This window comes from Morganella morganii H1r, assembly GCF_000633515.1.
Taxonomy (GTDB): domain Bacteria; phylum Pseudomonadota; class Gammaproteobacteria; order Enterobacterales; family Enterobacteriaceae; genus Morganella; species Morganella morganii_B.
In genome coordinates, this window is record NZ_AYMP01000023.1 from 39,709 (window position 1) to 57,104 (window position 17,396).

A 17,396-nucleotide genomic window follows, 5' to 3' on the forward strand; every position below is an offset into this window, starting at 1 on the left:
CGACTATGATCCATTTACTGATTATCGATGCAATGAATCTGATCCGCCGGATCTATGCCGTGCAGAGCCAGTCCGGCCTGCTGGTCTGTGAACAGGCGCTGATGCAGATCCTGAATCATGCACAACCGACACACGCCGTCACAGTCTTTGATGAAGACGACCGCCGTCACAGCTGGCGTCATCAGCTGCTGCCCGGTTACAAAGCCGGACGCAGTGAAATGCCGGAGGTTGTCCGGCAGGAACTGCCGCTGCTGCGGGAAATGTTTGCCCGTCACGGTATCAAAGCGTGGCATTCCGAAGGGGATGAGGCGGATGATCTCGCCGCCACACTGGCGCACAAAGTCGGTCAGGCGGGACACAGGGTAACCATTGTCTCCACCGACAAAGGCTACTGCCAGCTGCTCTCCCCGCAGATTCAGATCCGCGACTATTTTCAGAAACGCTGGCTCGATATGCCGTTTATTGCCGCCGAATTTGGCGTTACCGCGCAGCAATTACCGGACTTCTGGGGCTTAAGCGGTATCAGCAGCAGTAAAATTCCCGGCATCACCGGTATCGGCCCGAAAGCAGCATCCGCACTGCTCGGCACCTTTGCTGATCTGGACTCACTCTACAGCAATATTGACCGGGTACCGGAAAAATGGCGTCAGAAACTGATCGACGGAAAAGCCATGGCTTACTGCTGCCGTGACGTCGCCACCCTGAAGCGGGATCTGCATTTACAGGGAAATCTCAGCCAGCTGCGTTTACCGGCAGGAAAAAACCCTTAAACCAGATAAACGGAATGCCTGTATTTACTCAGCTTCGCTATATTGCCGGTACTTTTTTGGTAATCGGCATGATCATACTGCTGGCAGCGGCCTGTCTTGCCTGTTTCGTTTCTGCCGCGTCCGGAATAATCCCGTCCGAATTTAACTTAAGTTGAAATCGTTAGGTAAACCGCCGGGCATCCTCTACACTCTCCGCGTTATTAATATTAACCAGCCGACGGATGGCCTATGTTTACGAAAGCACGCATTATTTTAGGGATTTTTGCTGTTATTGGTTTGCTGATGCTGATGGGCGGCAGCTACTTTTACCTTTCCGGTTATTCACAGGAAAAAGACGGGATTGTGGTCAGCGGACAGATCATCGATCTGTCTGTTCATCGCTCGGATAACGGCACGTCATATTGCCCGGTGGTGAAATACACTGACGGGCAGGACGAGTATGTCATGGAGTCCTCTTATTGCAGCAGCGGATACCGCAATGCACTGGGTGACGATATTGATGTGATTTACCGGCCGGGCAGCCCGGGTAACGCGGTTATCCACTCCTTCGGCGGCCTGTACGGCGGAGCTGTGGTTCTTCTCGGGATGGGAGCAGTATTTGCCCTGGCCGGCTCGCTGCCGCTGGCTGTCATGTATCTGCGGGGGAAATCCGGTCAGCGTCTGCTGCGGGAAGGGATGCCGGTCAACGCCCGGTTCACTGACGTGATCATGAACACCATGGTCAGCATTAACGGCCGCAGCCCGTTTCAGATTGTGGCACAGGGGTATAACAGCGCTGACAATACAGTGAAACTGTATTACAGCCGCAATCTTGCATTTGACCCGGCACCGTTTATTCATCAGGAATTTATTACTGTTTATGTGGACCAGAAAAATCCGGACAAATATTACATGGATACTTCTTTCCTGCCGAAAGTGAAGTGATACAAAAAAGAATCCCGGCAATCATTGCCGGGATGACTCATCAGAATATCCGATCCGGGTTATACGCTCCCCACACCCGCTGGACATGCACCGTAATTTCCTCTCGGTCATGATACAGATGTTTCGCGTGGATCAGCGCATTCACGCCCTGCTCTTTCATTTCAGCAGCCATTTTTTCGAGGATATGGGATACCTCTTCATAGCGCTTTTTCATCGGCAGTTTGAGGTTAAAAATCGTTTCGCGGCACCAGCCGTTAACCATCCAGGTGGTCATCAGCGCAGCCACTTTCGCCGGTTTTTCCACCATATCGCAGACCAGCCAGGTAATATTTTTGGATGTCGGCACGAACTTAAAGCCGTCCTCACGGAGATGGCGCACCTGACCGGTTTCCATCAGACTTTCGGCCATCGGGCCGTTATCCACCGCCTGAACACGCATACTGTGTTTCACCAGCTGATACGTCCAGCCGCCCGGACATGCGCCCAGATCCACCGCCTGTAATCCGCCTTCCAGACGCTCTTCCCACTCGTCATACGGAATAAACATGTGGAACGCTTCTTCCAGCTTGAGGGTGGAACGGCTCGGTGCATCTGACGGGAACTTCAGACGCGGGATGCCCATGTAGAACATCGAGTTATTATTTGAATACGAATAACCGACATAGCAACAGCCCGGTGCGATAAAGAAAACATGAATGACCGGACGGCCCCGGTTCTCTTTTGCCAGCAGCAGTTTTTCCTGCCGCAGTGCTGAGCGCAGCGGTACTGTGAATTTGCGGCAGAACTTCATCAGCTCTTTGGCTTCGTTGGTGTCAGGCACTTCGACACGCAGCTCACCGGCACGCTCGACCACACCGGTCAGCATTCCCATGATCGGTGTGATCCGGTCATTTTCGGGTAAGTTTTTCAGCAGTTCGCCGACAACGATCATCTGACGGGCAAAAATCAGCTCTTTAAACGGGATCTCTTTTGCAATGCGATCGGCATCATCAGGCTGATAGCATTCAAAAATGACATAACCGCTGTTCTCTTTAACCCGCGGGAAACCAAAAATCTCAAGACGCCCGGCTTTATCCGTGATCTCAGCGGCACACTCTTTCTCAAAACCCGGACGGCAATATAATGCTATTTTATTCATGGCCGGAAGCCACTTTCCTTAGACGCAACGCGCCAATCAATACACAAAACCAGCCTAACAGGAAACTTACCCCGCCAACCGGCGTAAAATAGGCAAAATATTTCATCTGTAACAGCGCCATACAATACAGGCTGCCGGAAAACAGCAGAATGCCGATCCCGAAAAACAGTCCGCTCCAGTAAAACCACAACACCACTTTGCGCATCAGAACCGCAGCAAGCCCCATCAGGGCGAGTGTGTGTGAGATCTGGTACTGGAGACCCAGATTAATCCAGTCCATCTGGTGCTTTGCCAGAACCGGGGTTAAAAGGTGCGATCCTATTGCGCCGAATGCAACATAAAAAAAGCCGCTGAAACCGGCAAAAATTAACATCAACCGACTATTCATTTGCCATACCTTATGTGATGTTCAGGTTAATCCTGCTCACTTGTCATCCAACCTAGTTTTTCCTGTTCACTCGCCGCCTGCGCCATAATCCACTGACGGAATGCTGCGATTTTACCGGAATCAGCCTGACTGTCCTGACACACCAGATAAAACGCATTCTTACTGACCAGAATATCTTTAAACGGGCACACCAGGCGACCGGCATCCAGTTCATTTTTTGCCATAACATTATTGACCAGTGCCACGCCCTGCCCGTGTACTGCGGCCTGAATCACCATTGCACTGTGGCTGAAAATCGGCCCGTGCTGCACATTGACCTGCTGCTGTAAATCCGCCTGGCGGATATACGCCTGCCAGTCACGGCGGGATGAATCATGCAGAAGTGTATGATACGACAAATCGGTCAGTGTTTTGAGCGGTCGTTCACCGGTCATCAGTGACGGCGCACACACCGGGATCAGATATTCCGCATACAGCCGGTCTGTACGCAGACCCGGCCAGTTACCTCTGCCGTAAAAAATCGCCACATCCACATCATCGGCCAGTTTATCTTCTTCGCGGTCAACCGCCTGGATCCGCACATCAATCCCCGGGTAGGCCTGATGAAAACCGGACAGACGCGGCACCAGCCACTGAATCGCGAAACTCGGTGACAGACTGACCGTCAGTGCCCCTTTGGCACTGCGCGCCTGGAGTTTGCGTGTGGCATCGTTTATCGCTGAGAAGATTTCCTTTATATCGAGATAATAACTCTGCCCCTCTTCCGTCAGCAACAACGAACGATTCCGGCGGCGGAATAATTTCAGCCCGAGGAAATCTTCCAGACTTTTCATCTGATGGCTCACGGCAGCCTGGGTCACAAAAAGCTCTTCCGCCGCCTTAGTAAAACTTAAATGACGGGCGGCAGCATCGAAGACACGCAGTGCGTTGAGCGGAGGCAATCGTTTGGACATTTTCTGGTTTTTCTGTCAGATCCGGATACCGGTAACGTAAGTTTATTCGGGATTAGTTTTTGTAATCCGAAGCATTATAAATTGTCCCTTGATGATACACCAGCAAATACCTATAGTATGCCCACTTCCTGAGCCGGAACGAAAAGTTGAACGGTAGCGATACTGCAAAACTTTTGGCTATGTGGTTGTGATGTTGTGTTTGCAAGTTGTCCGGGAGTTCCGGACATAGTAGCTTAAGCTACTGTTTTTTTCACTTCCTGTACATTTACCCTGTCTGTCCATAGTGATTTTTTGAATGCACCGCTGATTGCGGTGCTTTTTTTTGCCTTCCGTCCGGCAGATACGCATCACCCGTCTGGAAAGCCGTCACAATGTTGATTATAGTAAACCGTCGCTGACAGTACTGCCGCCGCGATCCGGCCGGTCACCACCGGGCTCGCGCCTCTGATGTACCGGATACCGCACTTTTTGCATAAGCTCTGTTTATCTCAGACTGCCGTTGATAACACTGATGAAAACCTTTTCTCCCGATACATTCCGCCGTGCCTTTCCCGGGGCTGCCGGTGACACTGTTTTTCTCGACAGCGCCGCCACCGCCCTTAAACCGGAGGTGATGACACAGGCCACCGCCCGCTATTATCAGAATGACAGCGGCGCGACCGTTCACCGCAGCCATCACCGGCAGGCCAGAGCCGTCACTGAACAGTTTGAGCAGGCACGTGACGCCGTACGGCACCTGATTCAGGCTGAAGATGCCCGCAGCTGTATCTGGACAAAAGGCACCACCGAATCCCTGAACCTGGTCGCTCAGGGCTTTTTCCGCCCGCGTCTGCAGCCGGGGGATGAAATCATTGTCAGTGAAACGGAACATCATTCCAACCTGATCCCGTGGATCATACTGGCACAGCAGACCGGAGCAACCCTGGTGAAATGGCCGCTGACGGCGGACAGAACACTGTGCTGCGATCAGCTGGCAACCCTGCTGTCACCGCGCACCCGGCTGGTGGCGGTCACGCAGATGTCCAATGTTACCGGATACCGGCCGGATATCGCCCGTGCGGCGCAGCTGTCACATCAGCACGGCGCACTGATTGTCGCTGACGGTGCTCAGGGCGTGGTTCACCACCCGCTGAATGTCACCCTCAGTGAGGTTGATTTCTATGCATTTTCCGCCCACAAACTCTATGGCCCGAACGGGCTGGGCGTTCTGTATGGCCGTCAGGAACTGCTCTGTGATATGCAGCCGTGGCAGGGCGGCGGCAAAATGCTGACCGGCACCGACTTTTTCAGCTTCACCCCGGCTCCGGTTCCCGCCCGTTTTGAAGCAGGAACACCGAATGTGGCCGGTGTTACCGCATTCGGGGAAACCCTGCGCTGGCTGGATACAATCGATCTCACCGCCGCCCACGATTACACCGTTGCTCTGTGTGACAGTGCGGAGCAGCAGCTCGCGGCACTGCCCGGTTTCCGCAGTTACCGCAGCCCCGGCAGCCCGCTGCTGGCCTTTAATATCGATGGTATTCATCACAGTGATATCGCTACGCTGCTGGCGGAAAAAAATATCGCCCTGCGCCACGGACAACACTGTGCACAGCCGCTGTGTCAGGCGCTGGGCACGGAAGGCTGTCTGCGGGTCTCTTTTATGCCGTATAATCAGCCGGATGATGTCCGTCAGCTGGTGCAGGCGGTACAGTTTGCCCTTGAAATCCTGGCTGACGACTGAGAGAAAAAGATGACACACACATTCCCGGCACACCCGTTCGGTCACACTATCCGCCGTGAGCAGCTCACGGAAACTTTTTCCGCCTGCCGCTCATGGGAGGAAAAATACCGTCAGCTGGTGATGCTGGCGCGTCAGTTACCGGCACTGCCGCCGGAAAGCAAAGGTGAAGAGACAGAAATCAAAGGCTGTGAAAACCGAGTCTGGCTGGATGGCACACTCCGCAGTGACGGTACGCTGCATTTTTGGGGGGACAGTGACGGGCGGATTGTTAAAGGTCTGCTGGCGGTGCTGCTGACCGAAGCGGAAGGCCTGACACCGGCGGCACTGTTATCCGCGGATTTATCCGCAGCGTATGAACAGTACGGGCTGAGCGCGCAGCTCAGCCAGTCCAGACAAAACGGGATTCAGGCACTGATTGATGCCGCGCGCACGATTGCACAGCGGCTCAGCGCCTGAAAGGCTTACTCAGCTGCAGCACGCTCTGCTTTTGCCATCAGTTTTTTCAGTGCATGAGAGACCGCCACAAACCCGAAGGATGCCGTGACCACGGTGGCAGCACCAAACCCGGCAGCACAGTCCATCCGCATACTCCCTTCCGCACTGTTTTTCATGCCACAGGCCGCGCTGCCGTCCGCCTGCGGGTAACGCAGCGGCTCTGTCGAGAACACACAATCGATCCCGAGCCGTCCTTTGCCGTTTTTACGCACACCGTAGTCTGATTTCAGGCGTTCACGCAGTTTCGCCGCCAGCGGATCCTGTAACGTTTTCGCCAGATCCGCGACCTGAATCTGTGTCGGGTCGATCTGCCCGCCCGCGCCGCCGGTGGTGACCAGCGGAATTTTATTGCGGCGGCAATAGGCCAGTAGTGCCGCTTTCGGGCGGACGCTGTCGATAGCATCGATCACATAATCAAATCCCGGGCTCATCATATCAGCGACATTGCCCGGCGTGACAAAATCATCCGTACAATGCACCTGACATTCCGGGTTGATGGCCAGGATCCGCTCCCGCATCACCTCAATTTTCGGCTGCCCGACGGTGCCCTGCATAGCGTGGATCTGCCGGTTGGTATTGGTTACGCACACATCATCCATATCAATCAGTGTAATGGCACCAATACCGGTACGTGCCAGCGCTTCCGCCGCCCACGATCCGACACCGCCGATGCCGACAACACAGAAATGAGATCGGGCAAACAAACGGAGCGCCTGCTGACCATAGAGACGACCAATACCGGCAAAACGCTGCAGATAAGCATCAGATAAAAGGGTTTGCATAATACAGAAACCTGCGGTGAAAAATGACAGAAACGACTAAGAAATAATGCGGATGCATACTTCGTTGCGAAGTATACATCGCAAGAATGAAAGACTACAGCACCGGGTTCAGGATCGGCGGAATACCTTTTTTCAGTACCCAGACGCGACCGTAGTGATTGTAGAAACCGGCCATCAGCCCGGCATCGTGGCCGATACCGTGATAGATATCGAAGTGATGCCCCTTGATAGCGCCGCCGACATCCAGCGCGATCATCAGACGCATATCATAACGGCCGGTAAAATTGCCCTGGTTATCCAGCACCGGGACTTCCGCCAGCAGCGTGGTACCCGGCGGGATCAGTGTTTTATCGGAGGCCACAGACGCTTTGGCAATCAGCGGTACCGCGCTCGCTCCTTTTACCGGTGCAAACTGCTTTGGCGTGAAAAAGACAAAAGAGGCGTTTTGCTCCAGTAATTCCTGCACTTCCTGCGGAGAGTGACTATCGGCCCACTTGCGGATAGCCAGCATCGACATATCTTTCTTTTCCACCTCGCCGCGCTCGATAAGAACACGACCGACGCTGGTATAACCGTGTCCGTTCTTTCCGGCATACGCGAAAAAGTTCAGCTCAGAACCATCGCCAAAATCAATATAAGCGCTGCCCTGAACATCCATCAGGAAGTTATCCATCAGTGAATTGCTGTAGGCAAGGACATAGTTATCACTCAGCGCCCCGTTATAAATCTGAGCACGGCTCGGCAGACGGCCGCCTTTTTTCGGCGGCATGCGGTAGATAGGGTACTGAAACTCCCCCCCGCGGGTATGACGGGCCTGAACAACCGGGGTGTAATAGCCGGTAAACTGCACGTTTCCGTAGTTATCTTTGCCTTCCATCTGATAGCTGTGCAGGTTGAACTGCCGCAGCTGCGCGGTATCCGCACCGGAACGCAGCCAGTTTTCAACCGCCCGGAAGTTATCACTGTACTGGTTGTACAGGCGCGGTGAGGTAGTCCGGATGGCTTCCACCTGTTTCAGAAAGTCAGGGCCGTTGACCGGTATACCGGGGCTGTTGACGTTAGCCACTTCCTGTAAATTCTGCGTCAGATGCCCGTCTTTATATTGCTGACCTTTATCTGTCGGGCGGGATTCACAACCGACTAATAACGCAAACAATACACCGCACAACAAATACCTGCCGGTTTTGCTCATACCCATCTGCCAACCAATAATTTGAATTAATATAATATGTATGAGAACGATATCAAATCGCTTTTATTATGCAACCGGTTTAATTTTTTATCGCTGAGCAATCATCCGGTTAAATGAATAAAAAACAATCAATCAGCCGGATAATTAACCAAATCAGGGGGCGGGATAGCTTTTTATCAAGAAAAAACTTGCATCAGCTCTCATCCTGAGTATAGTGGGCGCCTCACAGACGCGGGATGGAGCAGCCTGGTAGCTCGTCGGGCTCATAACCCGAAGGTCGTCGGTTCAAATCCGGCTCCCGCAACCAATTTTTGAAATGTGCGGTCTGTGAATACAATGTAATATGCTCAGTTAATGATATTCGGACGCGGGATGGAGCAGCCTGGTAGCTCGTCGGGCTCATAACCCGAAGGTCGTCGGTTCAAATCCGGCTCCCGCAACCAACCTTCATATCATTAACAAAATCGGACGCGGGGTGGAGCAGCCTGGTAGCTCGTCGGGCTCATAACCCGAAGGTCGTCGGTTCAAATCCGGCCCCCGCAACCACTCTTATGACAAATTTCCCTGTCACTTTTCCTGAAAAACACAAAACACGTCAGCGTCACTGAAACACGATTATTTCAGCACATAAGGCTGTCTGTATTGTATGTGTCCGTTTCACACCACATCCTTGTGATGCATCGTCTTTGTTCTGTTCTCAGTTGCGCCGCGCAACGGCTCCGCCATTGGCAAAATACGCCTTAATCCCCTGAAAAATCGAATTAGCCATCTCCTGCTGGAATTTGGCGGTTTTCAGCAGACGCTCTTCCTCAAGGTTACTGATAAAGGCGGTTTCCACCAGAATCGACGGGATATCCGGCGCTTTCAGCACCGCAAACCCGGCCTGATCGACCGTCCGTTTATGCAGTTTATTGACATTTCCCATCCGTTTCAGCACTTCTGAACCGAATTTGAGGCTGTCTTTGATACTCGCGCTCTGCACCATATCAAACATGGTCTGATCGAGGTATTTGTCACCGCTTTTGCTGACCCCCCCGATTTTATCCGCATCGTTCTGGGTCTGGGCCAGATATTTCGCGGTATTACTGGTTGCTCCCCGCGTCGAAAGCGCAAAGACCGACGAACCTCTGGCAGAGCGGTTGGTAAAGGCATCCGCATGAATTGAGACAAACAGATCCGCCCGCATTTTACGGGCTTTCGCCACGCGCACTGACAGCGGGATAAACACATCCTCGTTGCGTGTCATATAGGCACGCATACCCGGCTCGCGATCGATCAGCGATTTCAGACGGCGGGCAATCTGCAGCACCACATCTTTTTCGCGGGTTTTATATTTCCCGACAGCACCGGGATCCTCTCCGCCGTGGCCCGGATCAATCATGATAACAACCGGCCTGTCCTGACCGGCTTTACCCGGTTTCGGCGTTTCACGCGGCAGGCTCTCTTCCAGGTCACCGCGGTTGTAATCTTCCAGCAGGGCCAGCAGCGGATCGTCTTCTGTCGCAGCACCATTTTTCGGATAAAAATCAAGCACCAGACGGTTTTTAAACTCCGCGACCGGGGTCAGTTCCAGCACCTGCGGGCTCATCGCCTGTTTCACTTCAAATACCAGCCGGACAGTTTGCGGGTCATTCTGACCGACACGGATCAGCTTCAGATGCGGATCGCGATCCTGCACCTGCTTATCCATGCCTTTCAGCACACTGTTGAGATGCACATTTTTCAGATCAACAACAATACGTTCCGGGTTTTGCAGCGAAAACTGCTTATATTTCAGCGGATGATCCGACTCAATAGTCACACGGGTATAACTGGATGCCGGCCAGATACGCACCGCCACAATTTGTGACGATGCCGCAAAGCCGAACGGGCTGATACTCAGCAGACAAAACGCCGCTGCGCCTTTCAGTAACAGACGGCGTGACGCATCATGTTCAGAATGACTCATGAAAAAATATCCATAGCGTAAATCAAATCAACAATAACCGGTGCGGATTATAAAAACCGGAAAATAAAGAAACAGAACAATTTATTCCGTAAATAATTTAAACGGCACTTTATCTAATCATTTGCGCCCTGTCATTATGCATTTTTGGCTTATATGGCGATAACACGGCATAAAACCCGGCAAAATCTTCACCGGCGACCAAAATTTACACTTGCTATTCCGGCGCAAAAAGAATAAAAATACATAAATTTCGAATAAAAATTCACTTGCGAGGGGTGTTATGAAAGAGCGCAGTATCGAACTGGTGGACGGATTCCGTCAGTCGGTTCCTTATATTAATGCTCACCATGGCAAAACATTTGTGGTGATGCTGGGCGGCGAAGCTATCGATCATGAAAACTTTCCCGGTATTGTTAATGATATCGGCTTACTGCACAGCCTCGGCATCCGCCTGATTGTGGTGTACGGCGCCCGTCCGCAAATTGAAAAAAATCTGCTGGCCCATCAGTGTAAGCCGGTTTATCACAAAAATACCCGTGTGACAGATGCCCGGACTCTCGAACTGGTCAAACAGGCAGCCGGACAGTTACAGCTGGATATCACCGCCCGCCTGTCGATGTGTCTGAGTAACACACCGCTGCAGGGTGCGCATATCAATGTGGTGAGCGGAAATTTTGTGATAGCCCAGCCGCTGGGCGTGGATGACGGCATTGATTACTGCCACAGCGGGCGTATCCGCCGGATCGATGAGGATGCCATCAACCGTCAGCTCAATAACGGCGGTATCGTGCTGATTGGCCCGGTGGCAGTGTCGGTCACCGGGGAAAGCTTTAATCTGACTTCCGAGGAAATTGCCACGCAGATTGCCGTCAAACTGAAAGCGGAAAAACTGATCGGTTTCTGCTCTGCGCAGGGAGTGGTGGCGGATGACGGCGGGATTATCTCCGAAATGCACCCGAATGATGCAGAGCACTATGTGCAGGCGCTGGAGGGCAGCGGCGATTACTACTCCGGAACCGTCCGTTTCCTGCGCGGCGCGGTGAAAGCCTGCCGCCGGGGCGTGAAACGCAGCCACCTTCTCAGTTACCAGGAGGACGGTGCGCTTATCCAGGAACTCTTCTCCCGCGACGGTATCGGGACACAGATTGTGATGGAAAGCTCGGAACAGACACGCCGCGCCAATATCAACGATATCGGCGGGATCCTTGAGCTTATCCGCCCGCTGGAGCAACAGGGCATTCTGGTACGCCGCTCCCGCGAACAACTGGAAATGGAAATCGACAAATTCACCATTATTGAACGCGATAACACCACCATTGCCTGTGCCGCGCTCTATCCGTATCCGGAAGAGAAAATCGGTGAAATGGCCTGCGTGGCGGTACATCCCGATTACCGCAGCTCGGCACGGGGCGAGGAACTGCTGCACCGTGTGACGCAGCAGGCAAAGCAGATCGGGCTGGAAAAGCTGTTTGTGCTCACCACCCGCAGCATTCACTGGTTTCAGGAGCGCGGCTTTGTCCCGGCAGAAATTGAAAACCTGCCGGTTAAAAAACAGGCGCTGTATAACTATCAGCGGCGCTCAAAAATCCTGATCCTCGGCTTTCAGTAATCTGCCGGACTAACGTAAGCGCCCGCTCAGCCCGCTGTACCGCTGAGTGGGGGTTTTCACCGCCCGCTTAACACACTCTTCGCGGCTGTATATGGTCAGAAACTGCTTCGCCCGCGTCAGTGCTGTATACAGCAATTCACGGCTGACCAGCGGCGAAGGCTGCACCGGCAGCACGAGTGCGGTATGAGCGAATTCAGAGCCCTGTGATTTATGCACCGTCATCACATACGCCGTTTCGTGTGCCGGAAGACGGCTCGGGCGGATCCCCCTGATAGTACCGTCCGGCAGCCGGAAATACACCCGCAGTTCATGGTTTTCATCCGTCAGCATAATCCCGATATCACCGTTAAACAGCCCCAGCGGGCTGTCATTGCGGCTTATCATCACCGGTTTACCGTGATAGGCACGGTGCCGGTGTATCAGCGGACGGCGGATGTGCCCCTGCTGATGCAGCAGCCGCTCAATACGCTCATTCAGCCCTTCCACGCCGAACGGCCCCTCACGCAGCGCACACAACAACCGGAACTGACTGAAGGCATCAATTACCGCCGCCGGGTCTGCATGCTGTTTCACCAGTGACAAAAACGGCAGATAGGCTTTCATGGTATCTGTCAGTACCTGAGCATAGCCTTCTTCATCCTCCAGCGGCACATAACGGACATCCGCCCGCTGCCCGCCGAGAACCGCCATGGTTTCCCGGACATCACCACGGTTAACTGCTGCAGCCAGCTGCCCGATGCCGGAACCGGCATCAAAACGGAAACTTTTGCGCAGCAGACAGAGGTGATCCTGCACATTCACCGGATGCGCCGGTGATTTATCCGGCAGCACACAACCTGTCATTGCTTCCAGCGCCAGCCGCCGCTGCGGTGTATAACCGGATTCAGCAAAGCGGCAAATATCCCCCAGCACCGCTCCGGCCTCCACCGAAGCCAGCTGGTCTTTATCCCCCAGCAGGATAAGCATCGCGTTCTCCGGCAGTGCATCAATCAGAGCTGCCATCATCGGTAAATCGACCATGGAGGCTTCATCCACAATCAGCACATCCGACATCAGCGGGTTTTTCTGATGATGGCGCAACCGGCGGCTGTCCGGCTGAGCGCCCAGCAGACGGTGCAGGGTTTTGGCCTGATCCGGCATCATGGCCCGCTGTGCATCCGTCAAATCAAGCTGAGCTATGGCCTCACCCAGCGATTCAGTCAGGCGGGCAGCGGCTTTCCCGGTCGGTGCCGCCAGTTCAATCAGCAGCGGCTCAGCGGCGGATTGCACCAGTGCCGCCAGAATACGGGCAACGGTTGTGGTTTTACCGGTGCCCGGCCCGCCGGAAATAACGGCAGTCCGGCTGCTGACCGCCACCGCCGCAGCAATTTTCTGCCAGTCCTCCTGCTCTTCCGTACCGAACAGTGCATCCAGAACCGGGCGCAGTTTCTCTGCATCAGCAGAAACCCGCTGAGGCCGGGAGAAAAATTCCGCTACCCGGCATTCATACTGCCACATCCGGTGCAGATACAAATTCTCTTCAGACAGCACAACCGGTGCGGGAAGTGAGCCATCACTAACTGCATCAGAAGCAGACAGCGCTGCTTTTATCTCCGGCAGTCCCGGCTCATTCAGTGCCCGCCAGACAGACTGCATGATCTCCGCATGCCGCCCGCCCTGCTCCGCTGCGGGAATAATCCCCGACAGCGGCAGGCAGACATGTCCGCTGCCGGTTTGTGCACTGAGCAGGGCAAAGACGAGTTGCAGCAGCGGATGGCTATCCGGTGCCACCATCGCGGCAAACTGACAGTCGAGGGGACGCAGAATATGCTCTTCACACAACATTTGTAAGTGAGTGTTCATTAACTTTCCTCCCCTTTAAACAGGGCATCCAGTTGCTCTGTAAATGCCTGTTCCGGGCGATAAAACCAGATCCCCTGACCGGGATGGTCTGGTGTCATGCCGCGCAGAAAGAGGTAATACACCCCGCCAAAGTGTGTCTGATAATCATAATCCGGCAGCCGGTGACGCAGATAGCGGTGCAGCGCCAGCGTATACAGCTGATACTGCAAATCATAGCGGTGTTCCGCCATCGCCTGTGCCAGTACGTCAGGCTGATAATCTGCGTGACTGTCACCCAGATAGTTTGATTTATAGTCCGCTATGTAATATTTACCATCGTGATAAAACACAAGATCAATAAAACCTTTCAGCATGCCGGTCACCGCCGCAAAATCCAGCGGTGGTGCCTGTGCTGACAACGGATCATACTGCCGTGTCAGTGCATCCAGTTTTTGCGCGGTCAGATCACCGTCTATCGGCAGGAAAAACGCCATTTCATCCTGCTTATGACGTACAGGAATGACACTGAGTACCGGCCCGTCCGCAGACAGCGGCGTATTCACCAGTTCCGTAAACCAGGTTTGCAGGAACGGTGCCCACTCAGCAGAAAATCCGTATGACAGCAGCTGCTCAGTCAGCCACTCAAGTGAGGGCTCACTATCAAATTCAAGCTCTTCAAACAGGCTGTGCAGGAATGTCCCCGCCATCGCGCCGCGCGGGAAAGTATAAGCGGTCTGTGCCGCTCCGGTTTCATCCTGCTCTTCACCGAGCGTGTCTGTATCCAGGGACGGGCTGAGGGAGCGGATCATCGCCATCATCTCTTCCTGCCTGTCCTGCGTATACACACTGCCGCCGGATGACGCACCGTAGCTCAGGCCGCTGTAGCTGGTCACACGCCAGCGACTGCTGACAGACCGGGTAAACGGCTTCACCGCCAGAGATGGTGGTGGTGACATGCCGGGCTGCCACAGTTGCAGTTGTGGTTCTGTTATCCGGGTAACGGCAACAGCGCGGTCACCCTGACAAAATGCATCAAGCCGCTCCTCCAGGGTTTTGCTGTCACACGCCTGCCCGTTCTGAAGCAGATAACCCAGCCCGTTAAGGTGCAGATCGGTATTACCCGTTTTTTTACGGTTACCTCTGATAATCGGCGCAACACCCAGGCTGCAATGGTAAACCGCCCGTGTCACCGCCACATAAAGCAGACGCAAATCCTCGGCCAGACGTTCTTTATCCGCCAGGGCAAGCTGTGTTTCATCCGGTGACAGTGTCAGGCACGGCTCAAAGGTGGTTTCATCATGATAGAGGCGCTGACCGCCTGCCTGAAAATTACAGATAAACGGCAGCCATACCAGCGGGTATTCCAGCCCTTTGGATTTATGGATAGTGCAAATCTGAACCAGATGCTGATCACTTTCCAGCCGCATCTGCTGGCTTTCCGACTGCGCATCCGGGCGTAATACCTGTTGTGCCAGCCAGCGCACCAGCGCATGTTCATTTTCCAGCGTCAATGAGGTTTCCTGAAGCAACTCACTGATATGCATGATATCGGTTAAGCGCCGTTCACCGTCCTGTCCCGCCAGCAGATTTTCCGCGATCTTCCGCTGACTGAGTACCCGGCGCAGCATCGGCAGAACACCCTGCTGCTGCCAGATCTGCCCGTAACCGGCGAACTCGTCCACCAGCCTGTCACGGGCAGCTTCATCCTGATTCAGTGCCTCAATTTGTGCCGCATTCAGACCAAACAACCCGGACGCCAGCGCACTGCGTAACAGCCGTTCTTTTTCCGGGTTCAGCACCGCCCGGAGCAGCCACAACAACTCACGGGCTTCCGGCATGTCAAACACGCTGTCGCGGTTTGAGAGAAAAACTGACGGGATCGCCCGCTGATTAAGGGCATCTTTTATCAGTTGTGCTTCCCGGCGGCTGCGCACCAGCACGGTGATATCCGCCGCACTGACCGGACGTTGTTTTCCGGGCGGGCCAATCAGGGCTGTACCGTTCTGTCCGGCATCCAGCCAGTCGCGGATCTGCCCGGCGCACACACCCGCCATTGTCCGCTCATAATCCCCGCTGCTGACGCCCTCTGCGGCCTGCCACCAGAACTGCACTGCCGGTTGAGTTTCCCCGGCAACAACAAAAGCGGCATCATCATTTGCGGGCGCGGAACTGACCGGCTGAAACGGGATTTGTTTAAAGCAGAAAGGCTCATCTGCCTGTAAAAACAGCTTGTTAACACTGTCGACCATGGTCTTCGCGGAGCGAAAGTTAGTCCCCAGCGTATAATGCGCACTGACATCCCGCCGTGCTTTGATATACGTGAAAATATCCGCGCCGCGGAAGGCATAAATCGCCTGTTTCGGGTCACCGATAAACAGCAGCCCGTACGGATCTGCCGGTGTGCCGTTATCACCGGTGTTTTCCTGATAAACCGTCTCCTGATAAATAGTACGGAAGATCCGGTATTGCTGAGGATCGGTATCCTGGAATTCATCGATCATCGCCACCGGAAAACGTCTGCGCAGTGTCTGTGCCAGCAGCGCCCCGTTTTCCTGATGCAGTGCGTTGTCCAGCCGGGTCAGTAAATCATCAAATCCCATCTCGCCCCGGGCCTGTTTCTCCTGCGTGATGGTCTGGCGGATCTCATACACCGCGCGGGTAAACAGAACATCCTCCAGCGTCAGAGCCTGCGCTGTCAGTTCCTCAATCGCAGAGAACACCGGATGTGACGGCGGTGTGCCGCCTTTTTTGGTTTTTTCATCCAGCACTGCCTGACTGAAACGTTCTATATTTTTCGGCAGAGCATAGTGTGTGGTTTCTGTTTCCTTCGCCCAGTCATCAATGCCGGCAATCCATCCGGGCACCAGGTTGGCGCGGTAACTGCTTTTATTCAGATCAGAGTTCTGAATAAGACTGACAAAATCAGCATCACTTTCCCGCCAGCACTGTTTGACCTCATCGATCGCGGCGATAATTTTTTCATGGCGGGAAAGTAATGTCTCATCCGATTCCGGTGCATCGGTAATCCCGGGCAATTCCCCCTGCAGCCAGGGATAAATATCCCGCAGCAGCGCCTGAGGATCAGACCAGAGCTGTTTAATGGCTCTGGCCAGCTCAACCGGCAGCGGGTAGCAATGACGCCGCCAGAAGTCCTCACAGGCCTGTTTACGGACAGGATGCTCATCCTGAATCAGTGTTTGTTCAAAAAGCACGCCGGATTCAAAGGCGTTGTGTGTCAGCATGCGCTGACAAAAACCGTGGATAGTAAAAATGGCGGCTTCATCCATCTGCCGTTCAGCCAGCAGCAGACGCTGAGCAGCACTTTGTTTATCCTCAATCAGCGCCAGAAGCGGGCCGAACCCGTAATCCTCACCCGGTTCCCCGCCTTCCTCATGACGCAGGCAGGCAATCCTCAGCTTATGGATGTTCTCACGGATACGCCCCCGCAGTTCATTAGTGGCGGCTTCGGTAAAGGTCACCACCAGGATCTCTTCCGCCGATAACGGCCGGACAAATGCCCCTTCACCAATACCCAGCAGCAAACGCAGATAGAGCCGGGCCAGGGTGTAGGTTTTCCCTGTCCCGGCAGAGGCTTCAATTAACCGCTGCCCCTGCAGCGGTATTGTCACCGGATTTAAAGATTCAGCCGCCAT

13 protein-coding genes and 3 tRNA genes are annotated in these 17,396 nt (G+C 54.0%); 8 read left to right on the forward strand and 8 right to left on the reverse strand.

Going from position 1 to position 17,396, the window contains the following annotated elements; genetic code table 11:
• Nucleotides 1–5 precede the first annotated feature (5 nt).
• On the forward strand, nucleotides 6–770 hold the full coding sequence (gene xni, locus U868_RS0113560) for a flap endonuclease Xni (RefSeq protein WP_025153762.1): 765 nt from the start codon (nucleotides 6–8) through the stop codon (nucleotides 768–770).
• Between the two features lie 228 nt (nucleotides 771–998).
• A complete protein-coding gene (locus U868_RS0113570; RefSeq protein ID WP_025153763.1) occupies nucleotides 999–1,694 on the forward strand; it encodes a DUF3592 domain-containing protein in 696 nt (231 codons plus the stop codon).
• A gap of 40 nt (nucleotides 1,695–1,734) precedes the next feature.
• Here U868_RS0113570 and rlmM read toward each other — a convergent pair whose 3' ends face one another.
• The 3 genes from rlmM to U868_RS0113585 are packed head-to-tail and all read right to left on the reverse strand — an operon-like array spanning nucleotide 1,735 to nucleotide 4,173.
• The gene (gene rlmM, locus U868_RS0113575; protein WP_025153764.1) at nucleotides 1,735–2,832 is read right to left on the reverse strand and encodes a 23S rRNA (cytidine(2498)-2'-O)-methyltransferase RlmM; all 1,098 of its coding nucleotides are present in this window, start codon (nucleotides 2,830–2,832) and stop codon (nucleotides 1,735–1,737) included.
• Nucleotides 2,825–3,220, reverse strand: coding sequence for a DUF423 domain-containing protein (locus U868_RS0113580; protein WP_015422457.1), 396 nt, complete (start codon nucleotides 3,218–3,220; stop codon nucleotides 2,825–2,827). Before U868_RS0113580 ends, rlmM begins: the two co-directional genes overlap by 8 nt.
• 26 nt (nucleotides 3,221–3,246) lie before the next feature.
• A complete protein-coding gene (locus tag U868_RS0113585) occupies nucleotides 3,247–4,173 on the reverse strand; it encodes a transcriptional regulator GcvA (protein WP_004242201.1) in 927 nt (308 codons plus the stop codon).
• Nucleotides 4,174–4,684: 511 nt separating this feature from the next.
• Between U868_RS0113585 and csdA the strand changes: the two genes are divergently transcribed.
• Both csdA and csdE read left to right on the forward strand, forming a co-directional pair.
• Nucleotides 4,685–5,896: a cysteine desulfurase CsdA gene (gene csdA, locus U868_RS0113590; RefSeq protein WP_025153765.1), complete on the forward strand. Its 1,212-nt coding sequence runs from the start codon at nucleotides 4,685–4,687 to the stop codon at nucleotides 5,894–5,896.
• A 9-nt stretch (nucleotides 5,897–5,905) separates the two neighbouring features.
• Nucleotides 5,906–6,352 carry a cysteine desulfurase sulfur acceptor subunit CsdE gene (csdE, locus tag U868_RS0113595; RefSeq protein WP_025153766.1) on the forward strand — a complete coding sequence of 149 codons (447 nt, stop codon included), beginning with the start codon at nucleotides 5,906–5,908 and terminating at the stop codon, nucleotides 6,350–6,352.
• A 5-nt stretch (nucleotides 6,353–6,357) separates the two neighbouring features.
• On the opposite strand, the gene tcdA is transcribed toward csdE, so the two are convergent.
• Together tcdA and mltA are read right to left on the reverse strand one after the other, a co-directional pair.
• Nucleotides 6,358–7,173 carry a tRNA cyclic N6-threonylcarbamoyladenosine(37) synthase TcdA gene (gene tcdA / locus U868_RS0113600; RefSeq protein WP_025153767.1) on the reverse strand — a complete coding sequence of 272 codons (816 nt, stop codon included), beginning with the start codon at nucleotides 7,171–7,173 and terminating at the stop codon, nucleotides 6,358–6,360.
• Nucleotides 7,174–7,267: 94 nt separating this feature from the next.
• Nucleotides 7,268–8,365 (reverse strand): murein transglycosylase A, encoded by a 1,098-nt coding sequence (gene mltA / locus U868_RS0113605; protein ID WP_025153768.1) that lies wholly within the window; start codon nucleotides 8,363–8,365, stop codon nucleotides 7,268–7,270.
• Between the two features lie 230 nt (nucleotides 8,366–8,595).
• Here mltA and U868_RS0113610 point away from each other — a divergent pair.
• The 3 genes from U868_RS0113610 to U868_RS0113620 all read left to right on the forward strand — a co-directional run bounded on the left by U868_RS0113610 (nucleotide 8,596) and on the right by U868_RS0113620 (nucleotide 8,911).
• Nucleotides 8,596–8,672 (forward strand) — tRNA-Met (locus U868_RS0113610).
• Nucleotides 8,673–8,731: 59 nt separating this feature from the next.
• Nucleotides 8,732–8,808, forward strand: a tRNA-Met gene (locus U868_RS0113615).
• A gap of 26 nt (nucleotides 8,809–8,834) precedes the next feature.
• Nucleotides 8,835–8,911 (forward strand) — tRNA-Met (locus tag U868_RS0113620).
• Nucleotides 8,912–9,062: 151 nt separating this feature from the next.
• On the opposite strand, the gene amiC is transcribed toward U868_RS0113620, so the two are convergent.
• On the reverse strand, nucleotides 9,063–10,313 hold the full coding sequence (gene amiC / locus U868_RS0113625) for an N-acetylmuramoyl-L-alanine amidase AmiC (protein ID WP_025153769.1): 1,251 nt from the start codon (nucleotides 10,311–10,313) through the stop codon (nucleotides 9,063–9,065).
• Nucleotides 10,314–10,593: 280 nt separating this feature from the next.
• Between amiC and argA the strand changes: the two genes are divergently transcribed.
• A complete protein-coding gene (gene argA, locus U868_RS0113630) occupies nucleotides 10,594–11,922 on the forward strand; it encodes an amino-acid N-acetyltransferase (protein ID WP_025153770.1) in 1,329 nt (442 codons plus the stop codon).
• 9 nt (nucleotides 11,923–11,931) lie between these two features.
• Here the strand turns inward: argA and recD are convergent, their stop codons facing one another.
• Both recD and recB read right to left on the reverse strand, forming a co-directional pair.
• Nucleotides 11,932–13,764 carry an exodeoxyribonuclease V subunit alpha gene (recD, locus tag U868_RS0113635; RefSeq protein ID WP_025153771.1) on the reverse strand — a complete coding sequence of 611 codons (1,833 nt, stop codon included), beginning with the start codon at nucleotides 13,762–13,764 and terminating at the stop codon, nucleotides 11,932–11,934.
• Entirely contained in the window at nucleotides 13,764–17,396 is a 3,633-nt protein-coding gene (recB, locus tag U868_RS0113640; protein ID WP_025153772.1) for an exodeoxyribonuclease V subunit beta, read from the reverse strand. Before recB ends, recD begins: the two co-directional genes overlap by 1 nt.